Source organism: Mitsuaria sp. BK041 (assembly GCF_014193085.1).
In the GTDB taxonomy this organism is placed as follows: domain Bacteria; phylum Pseudomonadota; class Gammaproteobacteria; order Burkholderiales; family Burkholderiaceae_C; genus Roseateles.
This window is the reverse complement of sequence record NZ_JACHYT010000001.1, coordinates 130713-145717: the sequence shown is the minus strand read 5'-3', so window position 1 is coordinate 145717 and position 15005 is coordinate 130713. Positions and strand designations below refer to the sequence as shown.

At 70.8% G+C, this 15005-nt stretch carries 11 protein-coding genes; 4 read left to right on the top strand and 7 right to left on the bottom strand.

Annotated elements, in window-relative coordinates; translation table 11 throughout:
• Positions 1-5: 5 nt before the first annotated feature.
• Complete coding sequence (locus FHT38_RS00615; protein WP_183488860.1) at positions 6-1085, bottom strand: sensor domain-containing diguanylate cyclase; 1080 nt, start codon at positions 1083-1085, stop codon at positions 6-8.
• Positions 1086-1348: 263 nt separating this feature from the next.
• Between FHT38_RS00615 and FHT38_RS00610 the strand changes: the two genes are divergently transcribed.
• The gene (locus FHT38_RS00610) at positions 1349-1804 is read left to right on the top strand and encodes a hypothetical protein (protein WP_091720085.1); all 456 of its coding nucleotides are present in this window, start codon (positions 1349-1351) and stop codon (positions 1802-1804) included.
• Between the two features lie 71 nt (positions 1805-1875).
• On the opposite strand, the gene FHT38_RS00605 is transcribed toward FHT38_RS00610, so the two are convergent.
• From FHT38_RS00605 to FHT38_RS00595, 3 genes are read right to left on the bottom strand one after another with little or no spacing between them, the layout of a single operon-like run.
• Positions 1876-3267 (bottom strand): efflux transporter outer membrane subunit, encoded by a 1392-nt coding sequence (locus FHT38_RS00605; RefSeq protein WP_255488565.1) that lies wholly within the window; start codon positions 3265-3267, stop codon positions 1876-1878.
• Between the two features lie 26 nt (positions 3268-3293).
• On the bottom strand, positions 3294-6479 hold the full coding sequence (locus FHT38_RS00600) for an efflux RND transporter permease subunit (protein ID WP_183488854.1): 3186 nt from the start codon (positions 6477-6479) through the stop codon (positions 3294-3296).
• Positions 6480-6508: 29 nt separating this feature from the next.
• Positions 6509-7717: an efflux RND transporter periplasmic adaptor subunit gene (locus FHT38_RS00595; RefSeq protein ID WP_254783359.1), complete on the bottom strand. Its 1209-nt coding sequence runs from the start codon at positions 7715-7717 to the stop codon at positions 6509-6511.
• Positions 7718-7995: 278 nt separating this feature from the next.
• On the opposite strand from FHT38_RS00595, the gene FHT38_RS00590 reads away from it, so the two are divergent.
• Together FHT38_RS00590 and FHT38_RS00585 are read left to right on the top strand one after the other, a co-directional pair.
• Positions 7996-8727 carry a TetR family transcriptional regulator gene (locus FHT38_RS00590; protein WP_183488851.1) on the top strand — a complete coding sequence of 244 codons (732 nt, stop codon included), beginning with the start codon at positions 7996-7998 and terminating at the stop codon, positions 8725-8727.
• A 135-nt stretch (positions 8728-8862) separates the two neighbouring features.
• Positions 8863-11319, top strand: coding sequence for a YgiQ family radical SAM protein (locus FHT38_RS00585; protein ID WP_404935688.1), 2457 nt, complete (start codon positions 8863-8865; stop codon positions 11317-11319).
• 7 nt (positions 11320-11326) lie between these two features.
• Here the strand turns inward: FHT38_RS00585 and FHT38_RS00580 are convergent, their stop codons facing one another.
• Both FHT38_RS00580 and FHT38_RS00575 read right to left on the bottom strand, forming a co-directional pair.
• The gene (locus FHT38_RS00580) at positions 11327-11737 is read right to left on the bottom strand and encodes a hypothetical protein (RefSeq protein WP_183488847.1); all 411 of its coding nucleotides are present in this window, start codon (positions 11735-11737) and stop codon (positions 11327-11329) included.
• Positions 11734-12129 (bottom strand): phage holin family protein, encoded by a 396-nt coding sequence (locus FHT38_RS00575; RefSeq protein WP_183488844.1) that lies wholly within the window; start codon positions 12127-12129, stop codon positions 11734-11736. Before FHT38_RS00575 ends, FHT38_RS00580 begins: the two co-directional genes overlap by 4 nt.
• 165 nt (positions 12130-12294) lie before the next feature.
• On the opposite strand from FHT38_RS00575, the gene FHT38_RS00570 reads away from it, so the two are divergent.
• Positions 12295-14646 (top strand): bifunctional diguanylate cyclase/phosphodiesterase, encoded by a 2352-nt coding sequence (locus tag FHT38_RS00570; RefSeq protein WP_183488841.1) that lies wholly within the window; start codon positions 12295-12297, stop codon positions 14644-14646.
• Here FHT38_RS00570 and FHT38_RS00565 read toward each other — a convergent pair.
• A complete protein-coding gene (locus FHT38_RS00565; RefSeq protein WP_091720058.1) occupies positions 14633-14938 on the bottom strand; it encodes a YqjD family protein in 306 nt (101 codons plus the stop codon). The genes FHT38_RS00570 and FHT38_RS00565 overlap by 14 nt on opposite strands.
• Between the last annotated feature and the right edge of the window lie 67 nt (positions 14939-15005).

Sequence of the window (15005 nt, the reverse complement as noted above, 5' to 3'; positions counted from 1 at the left end):
GCGGATCAGTCCGCCGCCTGCGCGATGACCGCGGGCACGATCACGCTGCGGCGGCGTGCGCGCTTCACGTCGTACATCCGCTCGTCGGCCAGGTGCAAGGCCTGCTCGACGCTGAGCCCGGTCGGGTCCAGCGCGACGACGCCCACGCTCGCGCCGGCGTACTGCAGCGCGTGGCCTTCCAGGTCGAAACGACCGACGCTGGCGAGCGACGCGCGCTGCTCCAGCGTGCGCGCCGCCTGGGCCGGCTCGCCGCGATCGAGCAGCGGCGCCTGCGCGGACGAGGCCCCGCCCAGCGCGACGCCGGGCCCGACGACCACGAACTCGTCGCCACCGACCCGCGCCAGCATGTCCGAGCCGCGCAGCTCCAGCGACAGGCGCTGGGCCATCTCGCGCAGGAACAGGTCGCCGCGGTGGTGGCCGAGCTGGTCATTGACGGTCTTGAAGCCGTCCAGGTCGATGCAGCCCAGCAGCACGCAGATGCCGTCGCGCGCGGCCCGCTGCAGCTGGCGCTGCAGCTCGTCGAACAGCGCGCGGCGGTTCGGCAGGCCGGTCAGCGCGTCGGTCAGCGCATAGGTCGCCAGCTGCTCGTTGGCGGCGCGCAGGTCCGCCACCAGCCGCTCGCGCTGCAGGAATTGCCCCACGAGCGAGGAGAACAGCCGCAGCAGCGACTCCGCCTCCGGCGCGATCGGCCGGCGCTGCGCGCTGGCCGCGCACAGCGTGCCTATCAGCTCGCCGCCGTCGTCGCGCACCGGCGCGCTGACATAGGTCTGGATGCCCAGCTGGCGCGCCGCGTCGGAGTCGCCCCAGCAGTCCGCCACGTCGCTGGTGGCCATGCGGCCGGCGTCCAGCGCGCGCTTGCACAGGGTGTCGGACCAGGCCACTGTCAGCCCCTCGGGGATGGTCATCGCGCCGGTGTTGCGCGCGATCAGCACGTGCTGCTCGCCGGCGCGCAGGTCGATGGTCGTCAGGTAGGTCGATTCGAGCCCGGTGATCGAGCCCAGCATCTCCAGCAGCGGGCGGGTGAGCTGGTCGAGGTTCCGGGCGACCGGCACGGTCGAGGTCAGGCGGGCGAGCAGGGCATCCAAGATCGGCATCGAAGGTCGGGACTGAAGCCGCCGATGTTGTCACAACTGCGCCGCGTCACCGGACGCCGTCCGTCATGGCGTTGGCGCCGTCCGCCGGATGCGGCCGAGGACATCGCCGTCCCGGCGCGGCGGGCTACGCCCCTGCATGTGCGCCGGGCATGTGCGCCGAGCGCGCCCGCCGGGCCTGGGGCGTCGGGGTCCGCATGCGCGCCGGGCGTGTGAATTGCCGCGAACGCTTCATCGAAGGCACAGGGAGAACCCCCATGCAACGCGACGGACAGTACCGCGGCGTCTCGTACCGGGTCGAATCGACGCCCACGCCCGGCGGCGCCTACCTTGGCCGCTACCAGCTGCTGGATACCGGGCGACGGCGCCATGACGCGACCGATCATGAATTCCTCGGCGGCGGACCGGCCGCCAACGACGCGTTCGGTGAGGAGCTGGAAGCACCGCCGGCACGGCGCGCGGCGATGGACGCCGCTCCGGCGCGCGAGGCAGCGGCGTCCGGCGGGGCCGCGCTCGGAGCCGGCCCGGCGACCGGCGCCGAGGACGTCGTCCACCCCTCGCTCGACGCCGTCTGGGCGACGGAGAACGAAGCCCTCAGCTACGCCACCGAAGCGGCCTGCCACGCCATCGAGATCATGCAACTCGGCCGCCCGCAGGCCCAGGGTCGCGGCAGCGGCTCGAGCTGGCGCCGCACCGACACGCTGGGGCAATGAGCGCCGGATGAAAAACGGCGCCGGCCGCGATGCGGTCCGGCGCCGGAGCGCGGGCGGGGCCGCCGCCGGCCTCAGGACGGCTGGCGCGCGGGGTCCAGGCCGCCGCCCAGCACCTTGTAGAGCTGCACCTGGTTCTGCAGCTGCGCCAGGCGCACCTGCAGCGCCGCCTGCTGCGCCGCGAAGCTGGCGCGCTGCGCGTCCAGCAGGTCCAGGCTGGACGCCGCGCCGTTGCGGTAGCTCAGGTCCACCAGCTCGAGGCGGGTCGCCTCCGCCGCGGCCTGCGCGTCCTGGGCGCGGAGCTGCTCGTCCAGCGTCGCGCGGCCCGCCAGCGCGTCGGCCACTTCCTTGAAGGCCGTCTGCACGGTCTTCTCGTACTGGGCGACCGCGATCTCGCGATTGGCCCTGGCCGCCGCGACGTTGTTCTTCACCCGTCCCGCGTCGAAGATCGGCATCAGCGCCGAGCCCGCGATGCTCCACGCGCTCTGGCTGAACAGGTCCTTCAGCGCGCTGCTGGCCGTGCCTACGCTGCTGGTCAGCGTGATGCTCGGGAAGTAGGCCGCGCGGGCGACGCCGATGTTGGCCTCGGCCGCCACCAGCTGCTGCTCGGCCTGGCGCACGTCGGGCCGGCCCACCAGCACCTGCGAGGGCACGCCCGCCAGCAGCGCGCCCATGGTCTGGTCGCTCAGCGGGCGCGCTTGCGGCAGCGCGTCCGGCAGGGTCTGCCCCACCAGCAGCGTCAGCGCGTTCAGGTCCTGCTGGCGCGTGCGCTCGGCCTGGGCCAGGGTGGCCCGCGCCGATTCATAGGACGACTTGGCGGTGCTCAGGTCCAGGTTGGACGCGGCGCCGTTGTCGAACTTCAGCTGCATCAGCTTGAGGCTGTCCTCGCGCGTGGCCAGCGTCTGGCGCGTGAGCGCCAGCAGTTCCTCGTCGGCCTGCACCGCCAGGTAGGCCTGGGCCACGCCCGCGACCAGGCTGATCCGCGCCGAGCGCGCCGCCTCGTCCGTCGCCAGGTACTGGGCGAAGGCCGCGGCGCTCTGGTTCTTGACGCGGCTGAACAGGTCGAGCTCGTAGGAGGTGACCTGCAGCCCCGCCTGGTAGACGCTGACGATCTGGCTGTCGCCGCTGGACGTGGTCTGCGGACCGCGCTGCGCCGACAGTCCGAGATTGACCGTCGGCCAGCGGTTGGCCGCCGTGACGTTGGCCTGCGCCCGCGCCACGTCGACATTCAGCAGCGCCACGCGCAGATCGCGGTTGTTCTTCAGCGCGAGGTCGATCAGCTGCTTGAGCCGCTCGTCGCGGAAGAACTGCTGCCATTGCAGCTCGGTGGCGGCCTTGGCGTCGGCCGCCTCGGCGCCCGGGCCCTGGGGCCACTGCGGCGCCACCGGCGCCTCGGGGCGCTGGTGCTCGGGCGCGAGGTTCACGCAGCCCGCCAGCAGCGCCACCGTGGCGGCGGCCGCGGCCATCACTGAGAGTTTTCTTTTCATCATCGTCAGACTCCGTCCGCGTTCTTCGCGGCGTGGGCGGCCCGGGTCGCGTCGGGACCGTCGAGCTCATGCGAGTACAGCTTCTGCTGGCGCTCGCTGCCCTTGAAGAAGCGGCGCACCACCAGGAAGAACACCGGCACGAACACCACCGCCAGCACCGTCGCGGTCACCATGCCCGAGAGCACGCCGGTGCCGATCGCCCGCTGGCTCGCCGAGCCCGCGCCCGAGGCGAAGAACAGCGGCGTCACGCCCAGGATGAAGGCCATCGAGGTCATGATGATCGGGCGGAAGCGCAGGTGCGCCGCCTCCAGCACCGACTCCACCAGCCCCTTGCCCTGCGCCTGCAGGTCCTTGGCGAACTCGATGATCAGGATCGCGTTCTTCGCCGACAGGCCGATGATGGTGATCAGGCCGACCTTGAAGTACACGTCGTTGGGCATGCCGCGCAGCGTCGCGCCGAGCAGCGCGCCCAGCAGGCCCAGCGGCACCACCAGCATCACCGACAGCGGGATGGACCAGCTCTCGTAGAGCGCGGCCAGGCACAGGAACACCGCCAGCAGCGAGAACGCCAGCAGGATGCCGGCCTGCGAGCCGGAGAGCTGCTCCTCGCGCGACAGGCCGGTCCACTCGTAGCCGATGCCCGGCGGGAGCTGGCGGATCATCGACTCGAGTTCCTTCATCGCCTGGCCCGTCGAGGCGCCGGCCGCCGCGTCGCCGGCCAGGCGCATCGCCGGATAGCCGTTGTAGCGGGTGGCCTGCATCTGGCCGGTGATCCAGCGGCTGGAGGCGAAGGCCGACAGCGGCACGTTGGCGCCCTGCGCGTTGGTCACGTTGATGGCCAGCACGTCCTCCGGCGTCATGCGCTTGGGCGCGTCGGCCTGCACCACCACGCGCTGCATGCGGCCGGTGCTGGGGAAGTCGTTGACATAGGTCGAGCCCAGCTGGATGCCCAGCGTGCGCGCGATCGTGTCGTAACCGACGCCCAGCGCCTGCGCCTTGTCGCGGTCGATGTCGACCTGCAGCTGCGGCGCGTCCTCCAGGCCGTCGGGCCGCATGCCGGTGATGATCCTGCTCTTCTGCGCCATGCCCATCAGCTGGTTGCGCGCATTGAGCAGGGCCTCGTGGCCGAGGCCGCCGCGGTCCTGCAGGCGCAGCGCGAAGCCGGTGGCGGTGCCCAGTTCCGGGATCGGGGGCGGCGAGAGCGGGAAGATGAACGCGTCGCGCACGCCCACCATCATCGCGCCCATCACGCGGCCGGCCAGCGCCTGCGCGCTGTGGTCCTTGCCCTTGCGCTCCTCCCACGGCTTGAGCGGCACGAACACCAGCGCGGCGTTCTGGCCCTGGCCGGAGAAGGAGAAGCCGATCACGCCGATGGTGTCGGCCACTTCCGGCTGCTTGTGCAGGAAGTTCTCGACGGCGGCGACGGCGGCCTCGGTCCGGTTGGAGGTCGCGCCCGGCGGCAGCTGCACGTTGACGATCAGGTAGCCCTGGTCCTCGTTCGGCAGGAAGGAGGTGGGCATGCGGAGGTACAGCCAGCCCACCACCGCGACGACCGCGGCGAAGGCCACCATCATCGTGCCGCTGCGCTTGAGCAGCCTGGCCACCCAGCCTTCGTAGCCCTTGGCGGTGCGCGAGAAGCCGCGGTTGAACCAGCCGAAGAAGCCGCGCTTCTCGTGGTGGTGGCCCGCCTCGACCGGCTTGAGCAGCGTCGCGCACAGCGCCGGCGTCAGCGACAGCGCCATCAGCGCCGACAGCGCCATCGAGGCCACCATCGCCAGCGAGAACTGGCGGTAGATGTTGCCCACCGAGCCGGCGAAGAACGCCATCGGCACGAACACCGCGATCAGCACCGTGGTGATGCCGATGATGGCGCCGGAGATCTGGCCCATCGCCTTCTTGGTCGCCTCGCGCGGGCTCAGACCCTCCTCGCTCATGATGCGTTCGACGTTCTCGACGACGACGATCGCGTCGTCGACCAGGATGCCGATCGCCAGCACCATGCCGAACAGCGTCAGCACGTTGATCGAGAAGCCCAGCGCCAGCATCACGCCGAAGGTGCCCAGCAGCGCCACCGGCACCACCAGCGTCGGGATCAGCGTGTAGCGCCAGTCCTGCAGGAACAGGTACATCACCAGGAAGACCAGGATGATGGCTTCCACCAGCGTCTCGACGACCTGCGAGATCGAGATCTTCACGAACTTCGAGGAGTCGTACGGGACGGTGTAGACGACGCCCGCGGGGAAGTACTTCTTCAGCTCCTCCATCCGCTGCTTGATCGCGGTGGCGGTGCCCAGCGCGTTGCCGGTGGGCGAGAGCTGCACGCCGATGCCGGTGGAGGGCTGGCCGTTCAGGCGGGTGTAGGTGGCGTAGCTCTGGCCGCCCAGCTCGATGCGGGCGACGTCCTTGAGCAGCACCTTGGAGCCGTCGGTGTTGGCGCGCAGGACGATCTTCTCGAACTGCGCCTTGTCCTCGAGCTGGCCCTTGACCACGATGGTGGCCGACATCGTCTGGCTGCTCGTGTTCGGGCGGTCGCCCAGCACGCCGGCCGGCACCAGCGCGTTCTGCGCGGAGACGGCGGCGCTGACCTCGGCCGGGCTGAGGTTGTAGGACTGCATCTTGGCCGGGTCCAGCCAGATGCGCATCGCGCGCTCGGAGCCGAACAGCTGCGCCTGGCCGACGCCGGGGATGCGCTGGATCTCGGGAACGATGTTGCGGGCGGCGTAGTCGCCCAGCGCGATCGGGTCCATCGAGCCGTCCTGGGACGCCATGGTCACGAACAGCAGGAAGTTGGAGCGCGACTTGTCCACGCGCACGCCCTGCTGGGTGACCGCCGCCGGCAGGCGCGGCGTGGCGCGCGAGAGGCGGTTCTGGATCTCGACCTGCGCCAGGTCGATGTTGGTGCCCGATTCGAAGGTCACCGTGATCGAGCCGGTGCCGTTGGCCTGGCTGATCGATTCCATGTAGGCCAGGCCGGGCGCGCCGTTGAGCTCCTGCTCGATGACGGAGACCACCGCCTCGTCCAGCGTCTTGGCCGACGCGCCGGGGTAGGCCACGGAGATCACCAGCGAGGGCGGCGCCACGGTCGGGTACTGCGCCACCGGCAGCTGGGTGATCGCCACCCCGCCGAAGACCAGGATGAACAGGGCGATCACCCACGCGAAGATGGGGCGATCAATGAAGAAACGTGCCATGTCTTGGATCCTTCCTGAGCGTCAGGCGCTCAGCGGCTCGCCGCGCCGGAGGCGGCGGGCGCCGCGCCGGAGGCCGCTCCGGACGCCGCGCTGGCCGGGTTGAACGGCACCGGATTCACCGGCGCCCCCGGCACGAACATCTTCTGGAAGCCGTCGGCGATGACCTTCTCGCCGGGCTTGAGGCCATCCAGCACCACCCACTGGTTGCCGATCGCGTTGCCGATCTTGACCTTGCGCGGGGCGGGCTTGTTGTCGGGGCCGACCACCAGCACCGTGTCGCCGGTGGAGCCGCGCGTCACCGCCTGCTGCGGCAGCAGCACCGCCGAGGGCAGCTCCGCCTGCGCGACGCGCACCCGCACGTACTGGCCGGGCAGCAGCAGGCCGTCGGGGTTGGGCACCTCGGCGCGCAGCGTCACCTGGCCGGAGGTCGGATCGACGCTCAGGTCGGTGAACAGCAGCTTGCCGGTGCGCGGGTAGACGGTGCCGTCGTCGCCGACGACCTCGACCTGCGCCGCATTCGCGCCCGCGCTGCGCAACTGGCCCGCGGCCAGCGCGCGGCGCATCGCCTGCACCTCGTTGGCCGACTGGGTGAAGTTGACATAGACGCTGCTGACCTGCTGGATCAGCGCGAGCTGCGTCGCGTCGGACGCGCCGACCAGCGCGCCCTCGGTCACCAGCGCGCGGCCGATGCGGCCCGAGATCGGCGCGTACACGTGGGCGTAGTCCAGGCTCAGCTTGGCCTGCACGACGGCGGCCTTGGCGGCGGCCACGTCGGCCGCGGCGGCCTTGGCGGTCGCCACCGAGGTGATGTATTCCTGCTGGCTGATCGCCTTCGCGTCGGCCAGCGGCTTGTTGCGCGCGGCCTGCGCGGCCGCCTGCGCCTCGTTGGCCTGCGCCTTGGCCAGGTTGGCATTGGCGCTGTCGAACTGCGCCTGGTAGGGCGCCGGGTCGATCAGGAACAGCGCCTGGCCGGCCTTGACTTCCGAGCCTTCGGTGAAGAGCCGCTTGAGCACCACGCCGTTGACGCGCGCCCGGACCTGCGCGGTGCGCAGCGCCTCGACCCGGCCCGGCAGCTCGGTCTGCAGCGCGACCGCCTGCTGGCCCACCGTGACCACGCCGACATTGGCCGGCGGCATGCCGCCGCCGCCCGGACCGCCCTTGCCGGCCGCCGCCTCGTCCTTGCCGCAGGCGGTCAGCACCGCCGCGATCGAGATCACCAGCGGCAGCAGGTAGAGCATGCGCGCGCCGGCCTTCAGGCTCGGGCGCTCCGACCCCGGCGTTGCTTTTGTCAGAGGGGTAGACATCACGATGGGATTCCTCTCGCAGTACAGATCAGTTCTTCGGATGAGCGGCCCGGCGCGACGTCGCCAGGCGGGAGATCGGCGGCCGCTTCCGGCAAGCCCGGGCCCTCCCCGCCACGACGCCTGGCGCCGTCACGGTTCGACCCAAAGTCGCGCAGTATATACATACATTCATGCATGTATGTTTCTGGAACGTGCTTCTACAATCGCGCCCCATGGCCCGCCGAACCAAACAAGAAGCCCAGGAAACCCGCGCCCGCCTGCTGGACGCCGCGGAGCAGCTGTTCCATGAACGCGGCGTCTCGCGCACCTCGCTGCATGACATCGCGCAGGCCGCCGGCGTGACGCGTGGCGCCGTCTACTGGCACTTCGAGGACAAGGTCCAACTCTTCAACGCCATGATGGAACGCGCCACCATGCCGCTGGAGGAGGACTTCGAAGCCTCGGTCTCGCCCGGTCCGGACCGGCCATTGGACGACTTGCGGCTGCGCCTGATGAACGTCATGCACTGCGCAGCGTTCAACGCTCGCACACGCCGGGCCTTCGAGATCGCCAACACGCGGGTCGAGTTCGTCGGCGAAATGGCCACGGTGCGCAAGCGCAAGGTCGCCGCGCACCGCGAATGGACCGGCCACAACCGCGAGGCCTTCGAGCGCGCCAAGGCGCTGGGCCAGCTGCCGGCGGAGGTGGACTCGCAGCAGGCGGCGATCGGCCTGATGGCGCTGGTGGGCGGGCTGCTGCACCACTGGATGCTGGATCCGGAGGCCTTCGACCTGATCGAGGTCGGGCAGGCGCGGCTGGAGCATTACCTCTCCTCGTTGACGGTGGCGGTGCCGAACCGCTTCGCGCCGCTGACCGCCGCCGAGCGCGGCGCGCTGGGGCGCCAGCCGGTGTGCTCGGCCAATCGGGCGGAAGACGACCGCGGCGACGACGGCGACGACCACTGAAGGTCGGCGAACGCGGCGTCCATCGTCGCGATTAACCGTTAATCCGGTGGAAAGCCCTGCATTTGTGCAGGGTCCCCTCAGGGAAACCCCAGGGTGCGGCGACAATAGCCGGTTGCCCATGCCCGAGCCGCCGCCGTGTCCATCGCCCCGCCCCCCACCCGTCCGCTGTCCGATCTGAAGAAGACCGGCCAGAAGGCGCTGACCGCCTACCGCCCGTTCTGGGCCAAGCGCTTCGGCCCCGCGCCCTTCCTGCCGATGTCGCGCGAGGAGATGACGCAACTGGGCTGGGACAGCTGCGACATCATCATCGTCAGCGGCGACGCCTACGTGGACCACCCCAGCTTCGGCATGGCGGTGATCGGGCGCACGCTGGAGGCGCAGGGATTCCGGGTCGGGATCATCGCGCAGCCGGACTGGAATTCGGCGGATCCGTTCCGGGCCCTGGGCAAACCGAACCTGTTCTTCGGCGTGGCGGCCGGCAACATGGATTCGATGATCAACCACTACACGGCCGACCGGAAGATCCGCTCGGACGACGCCTACACGCCGGGCGGCGCCGCAGGCAAGCGGCCGGACCGCGCGACGCTGGTCTACACCCAGCGCTGCAAGGAGGCGTTCAAGGACGTCCCCGTGATCATCGGCGGCATCGAGGCTTCGCTGCGCCGCATCGCGCATTACGACTACTGGCAGGACAAGGTCCGGCGTTCGATCCTGGTGGATTCCAAGGCTGACCTGCTGGTCTACGGCAACGCCGAACGCGCGATCATCGAGATCGCCCACCGCCTCGCGCAGAAGAAGCCCATCGAATCGATCACCGACGTGCGCGGCACCGCCTTCATGCGCAAGCCCGACGACGCGTCGCTGGACGGCTGGTTCGAGATCGACTCCACCGAGGTCGACGCGCCCGGCAGGATCGATGCGCTGCTCAGCCCCTACATGACGACCGAGGAAGCGGCCGCCGACCAGGGCACGGATTGCTCGAAACAGCAGGCACAGGCCGCGGGCACGGATGGTGCCACCGCGGGTGCGGCAGCTCCGGCGTCGGCCAGCATGCCGGAGATCAAGCCGATCAAGATCGTCCGCCAGACGCTGGCGAAGAACGGCAGCGACGGCCGAGCGCTCGTGACGCCGCGCGATCGCACCGTGATCCGCCTGCCCGCCTACGAGCAGGTCAAGAGCGATCCGGTCCTCTACGCCCACGCCAACCGCGTGCTGCACCTGGAGACCAACCCCGGCAACGCCCGCGCGCTGGTGCAGCGGCACTCGTCGGGCGGCGTCGACCGCGACGTCTGGCTGAACCCACCGCCGATCCCGCTGACGACGGTCGAGATGGACCACGTCTTCGACCTGCCCTACGCGCGCAGCCCGCATCCGGTCTATGCCGACGAAAACGGCAGCCACGACCACGGGACCAAGATCCCGGCGTGGGAAATGATCCGCTTCAGCGTGAACATCATGCGCGGCTGCTTCGGCGGCTGCACCTTCTGCTCGATCACCGAGCACGAGGGCCGCGTGATCCAGAGCCGCAGCGAGGACTCGATCATTCGCGAGATCGAGGACATCCGCGACAAGGTCAAGGGCTTCACCGGGATCATCTCGGACCTGGGCGGCCCGACGGCCAACATGTGGCACATCGGCTGCAAGAGCCCCGAGATCGAGGCCGCCTGCCGCAAGCCCAGTTGCGTCTATCCGGGCATCTGCCCCAACCTGCACACCGACCACGGCCCGCTGATCAAGCTGTACCGCCGCGCCCGGGCGCTGCGCGGGGTGAAGAAGATCCTGATCGGCTCGGGCCTGCGCTACGACCTGGCGATCGAATCGCCCGAGTACATCCAGGAGCTGGTGACGCACCACGTCGGCGGCTACCTGAAGATCGCGCCCGAGCACACCGAGGGCGGTCCGCTGTCCAAGATGATGAAGCCGGGCATCGGCACCTACGACCGCTTCAAGCAGCTGTTCGAGCAGGCCAGCGCCGCCGCCGGCAAGAAGCAGTTCCTGATCCCCTACTTCATCGCGGCGCACCCGGGCACGGCCGACGAGGACATGATGAACCTGGCGCTCTGGCTCAAGCGCAACGGCTTCCGCGCGGACCAGGTGCAGACCTTCTATCCGAGCCCGATGGCCACGGCCACGGCGATGTACCACTCGGGCAAGAACCCGCTCAAGAAGGTGACACGCGACAGCGAACCGGTCGACATCGTCAAGGGCGAGCGCCGGCGGCGCCTGCACAAGGCCTTCCTGCGCTACCACGACCCGAGCAACTGGCCGCTGCTGCGCGAGGCGCTCAAGGACATGGGCCGCGCCGACCTGATCGGCAACGGCAAGCATCACCTGATCCCGACCTTCCAGCCCACGGGCACGGACGGCGGCTACGAGTCGGCGCGCCGGAAGAACTCGACCAACGCCGGGCAGAAGGTCGCGCCGAACAAGCCGCGCGCCGGCCAGCTGCTCACGCAGCACACCGGCCTGCCGCCGCGGGAGACCGGCTCGGCTCGCGCGCCGCAGCGTCCGGCCGGCGCCGCCGCGCGCCCGGCCGGCAAGCCCTTCGCCAAGCCGGCAGGCAAGCCGGGCGCGAAGCGCGGTCCGCGCTGACGCGCCTTCAGCGGGCGGGCGTCAAGGGGGACGTCGGGTTGGAGCCCGGTGTCGCCCTGCCGGCAGCCTCGGTCGCCGGCGCGGGCTTCACCCACTGCCACACCTTCCATCCCAGGCTCAGCCACGCCCACAGCCGCGCGATGCGGCCCGGCGGGCTGTCCGCCGCATCGGGATCGCGCCGGCGGAAGGCGCGCGTCAGTCCCACCAGGCCACCCGCCGCGGCCAGCGCCGCCACCGTGCGCCACAGGCGCGGCAGGCTGCCCGCCAGGCGGTAGAGCGCATGGCCGCGTTCGGCCCATTGCATCGGGCGCTCGAGTGCCCGCGCCTCGTGCAGCAGGCCCAGGCGCAGCTCCGCGCTGCGCAGTTGCAGCTCGAGCAGCCGCAGCTTCAGCCGCTGGCGCGCCTCGCCCCACATCATGGCCGCGCCCCCGGCTCCGTCTCGGGCTCGAGCGCGCGCTGATCGCGCGCCAGCTCCGCCACGCTGGCCGCGAACGGCCGGCCCGCCGCCAACTGGCGCTTCGCCCAATACCAGCAGCCCACCGCCCCCAGCAGGAAGGCCGCGCCCAGGCCGGCGCCCAGCGGCGCGCGCCAGGCATCGGGCACCCACAGCAGCGCGGCGAACACCAGCATCAGCAGCGCGGCCACGCCCAGCAGCAGCGCCAGCAGCAGCGCGGTCAAGGCGCCGAACAGGCGCAGCAGCTCCGCCTGCAGCTCGACGCCCAGCAGCTCCAGCCGCACACGGGCCAGTTCAAGCGCCCGCTCGGCCATCCGCCGCAGCCGCTCCGTCAGCCCCGGATCGCGTGATTCCATCGAACGTCTCTCCTCTGTGTCCGGCCCCTCCGGTGTGCGGAAGCTATCACTGAATCGGGGGAAACGAGGGCGTTCTTTGTCCATACCGGCTCCAGGCCTTGGGCTACAGTGCGGTAACGCTTGGTTGCGCGGACCCCGCGCGGCCGGCCTTTCAAGGTTGATTCAATGCCTGATCGCCAGCACACGCACTCCGACGTCGTCGAGGACGACGACCTGCTGCAGTTCCTGGACGACCACGAGCACGCCGTCCTCGACGACCTCCCGCCACGCAAGCCCTGGCGGGTGCTGATCGTCGACGACGACACCGACGTCCACAAGGCCACCGAGCTGGCCATGCAGGGCCTGCAGGTCGAGGGCCAGCCGCTGGCCTTCCTGCATGCGAAGTCCGCGGCCGAGGCGCGCGCGCTGCTGCGCCAGGAGCCCGACATCGCCGTCGTCCTGCTGGACGTCGTGATGGAGTCCGACGACGCCGGCCTGCAGCTGGTGCGCCACATCCGCGAGGAACTGCGCCTGCGCGCCGTGCGCATCGTGCTGCGCACCGGGCAGCCCGGCTACGCGCCGGAGATCGAGACGGTCCAGGCCTACGACATCAACGACTACAAGACCAAGTCGGAGCTGACCCGCACACGGCTGTACACCGTGCTGACGGCGGCGATCCGCTCCTACCGCCAGATCCGCGCGTTGGAAGCCAACCGGCAGGGGCTGGAGATGATCGTCGAGGCCAGCACCGAGCTCGGCCGCCAGCACGGGCTGCACCGCTTCGCCGAGGGCGTGGTGACGCAGCTGTGCGCGCTGCTGGGCACGCTGCCGGAAGGGCTGGTCTGCGTGCAGGCGCACAACGACGCCAGCGGCGATGCCCGCGTCATCGCGGCGGCCGGCCAGTACAGCTCGCTGATCAACCGCCCGCTGCACGCGGTGCCGGCGGGCAAGGTGCGTGACCTGCTGGCGCGCTGCCTGGCTGTCGGCCACAACCTGCACGAGGACGGCTGCACCGTGCTGTTCTTCGGCCTGCCCAGCGGCCGCGCCATGGCGGCGCTGGTCGAGGTGCAGCGCGAGCTCGACGAGCTCGACCGCCAGCTGCTGCGCGCGTTCTGCTCCAACATCGCCGTCGGCTTCGAGAACGTCATGCTGTACACGCAGCTGACCGACCAGGCCTACAACGACCCGCTGCTGCAGCTGCCCAACCGCACCCGCTTCATCGAGCTGCTCGAGCACAACCTCAAGTCGCCCGAGGGCATCACGCTCGCGCTGATCGACCTGGACGACTTCGCCGACGTCAACGACGCCTTCGGCCACCGCTTCGGCGACCAGGTGCTGCAGGCGGTCTCCCAGCGGCTGGCGCAGCGGCTGGGCTTCAACACCGCGATGGCGCGGATCTCGTCGAACGCCTTCGGGCTGCTCGGGCCCGACGACATGGTCAACGGCCACCGCATCGGCGGCGTCTTCGACGACCCCTTCACCGTCGCGGGCGAGCGCCTGCAGCTGTCCGCCACCACCGGGCTGGTGCGGCTGGCCCAGTCCCGGACGCTGGGCTCGGAACTGCTGCTGGACGCGCAGATCGCGCTCAAGCGCGCCAAGGCGGGCAACCGCGGCGCATCGCAATACTTTTCGCCGGAGATGGGCATCGACGCCCGCGAGCGCTTCAAGCTGCTCAAGGGCCTGCGCGCCAGCTTCGAGGAGCGCCGGCTGTTCGTCGTGTACCAGCCGCAGGTGGAGCTCGCCTCGCTGCGCGTCATCGGCGCGGAGGCGCTGCTGCGCTGGCGCACCGCCGACGGCAAATTCGTCCCGCCCGACCAGTTCATCCCGCTGGCGGAGCAGTCCGGCCTGATCGTCCCGATCGGCGAATTCGTGCTCCGCGCCGCCTGCCGCCAGGTGCGCCAGCTACGCGACGCCGGCTACGCCGACTTCCGCATCGCGGTGAACATCTCGCTGGCGCAGTTCCGCCATCCCGCCTTCATCGACACCGTCCGGCGCGCGCTGGCCGATGCCGACGTGCCCGGCGCGGCGCTCGAGCTGGAGATCACCGAATCGATGGCGATGGAGGAGGTCTCGGCCGTGCTGCGCGTGCTGGCGGAGATCCGCGGCACCGGCGCGTCGGTCGCGATCGACGACTTCGGCACCGGCTTCTCGTCGCTGAGCCAGCTGCGGCGGCTGGACGTCGAGCGGCTCAAGATCGACCGCGCCTTCGTGCGCGAGGCGCAGAGCTCGGCGGCCGGCGCGACCATCGCGCAGATGGTGGTGAACCTGGGTTGCAGCCTCGGCATGCGGGTCGTCGCCGAGGGCATCGAGACCGAGGAACAGCGCCAGCACCTGCTGGCGCTGGGCTGTCACGAAGGCCAGGGCTGGCTGTTCGCCAAGCCGATGCCGGCGGAGGAACTCGATCGCTGGCTGGCTGCGCCCAAGTCCTGGGCACTGGACCCCGCGCCTGCAGCAGCGACGGCGACGGCGGCCCAGCCGGCGGCGGGGGCGCCTTGCGCCGCCCCCTGTGCCGCGGCGTCGCCGATCAACGGCGGCTGATCAGCAGGCCCAGCAGCAGGCCCACGCCGGCGGCCACGCCGATCGACTGCCAGGGGTTGTCGTGCACGTAGTCGTCGGTCGCCTTGCTGGCGGCCTTGGCGCGCTCGACCGCGGCGGACTGGAACTCGCCCAGGCTGGACTTGGCGCGATCCAGCGTCGACTGCACGCGCGCGCGCAACTCGGACGCGCCGGCGCTGGTCTGGTCGGCGGTGGCCCGCAGCAGCGACTCGGCGTCGGTCACCACCTGGTGCAGGTCGGACAGCAGGCGGTCGGAGGGAGAGGTCTTGGCCATGGGCGGGCTCCTTTTGGTCGGGTTGTGAGGATCAGGACGCGCATCGGCGCGGAACGAAGTCCGGTTG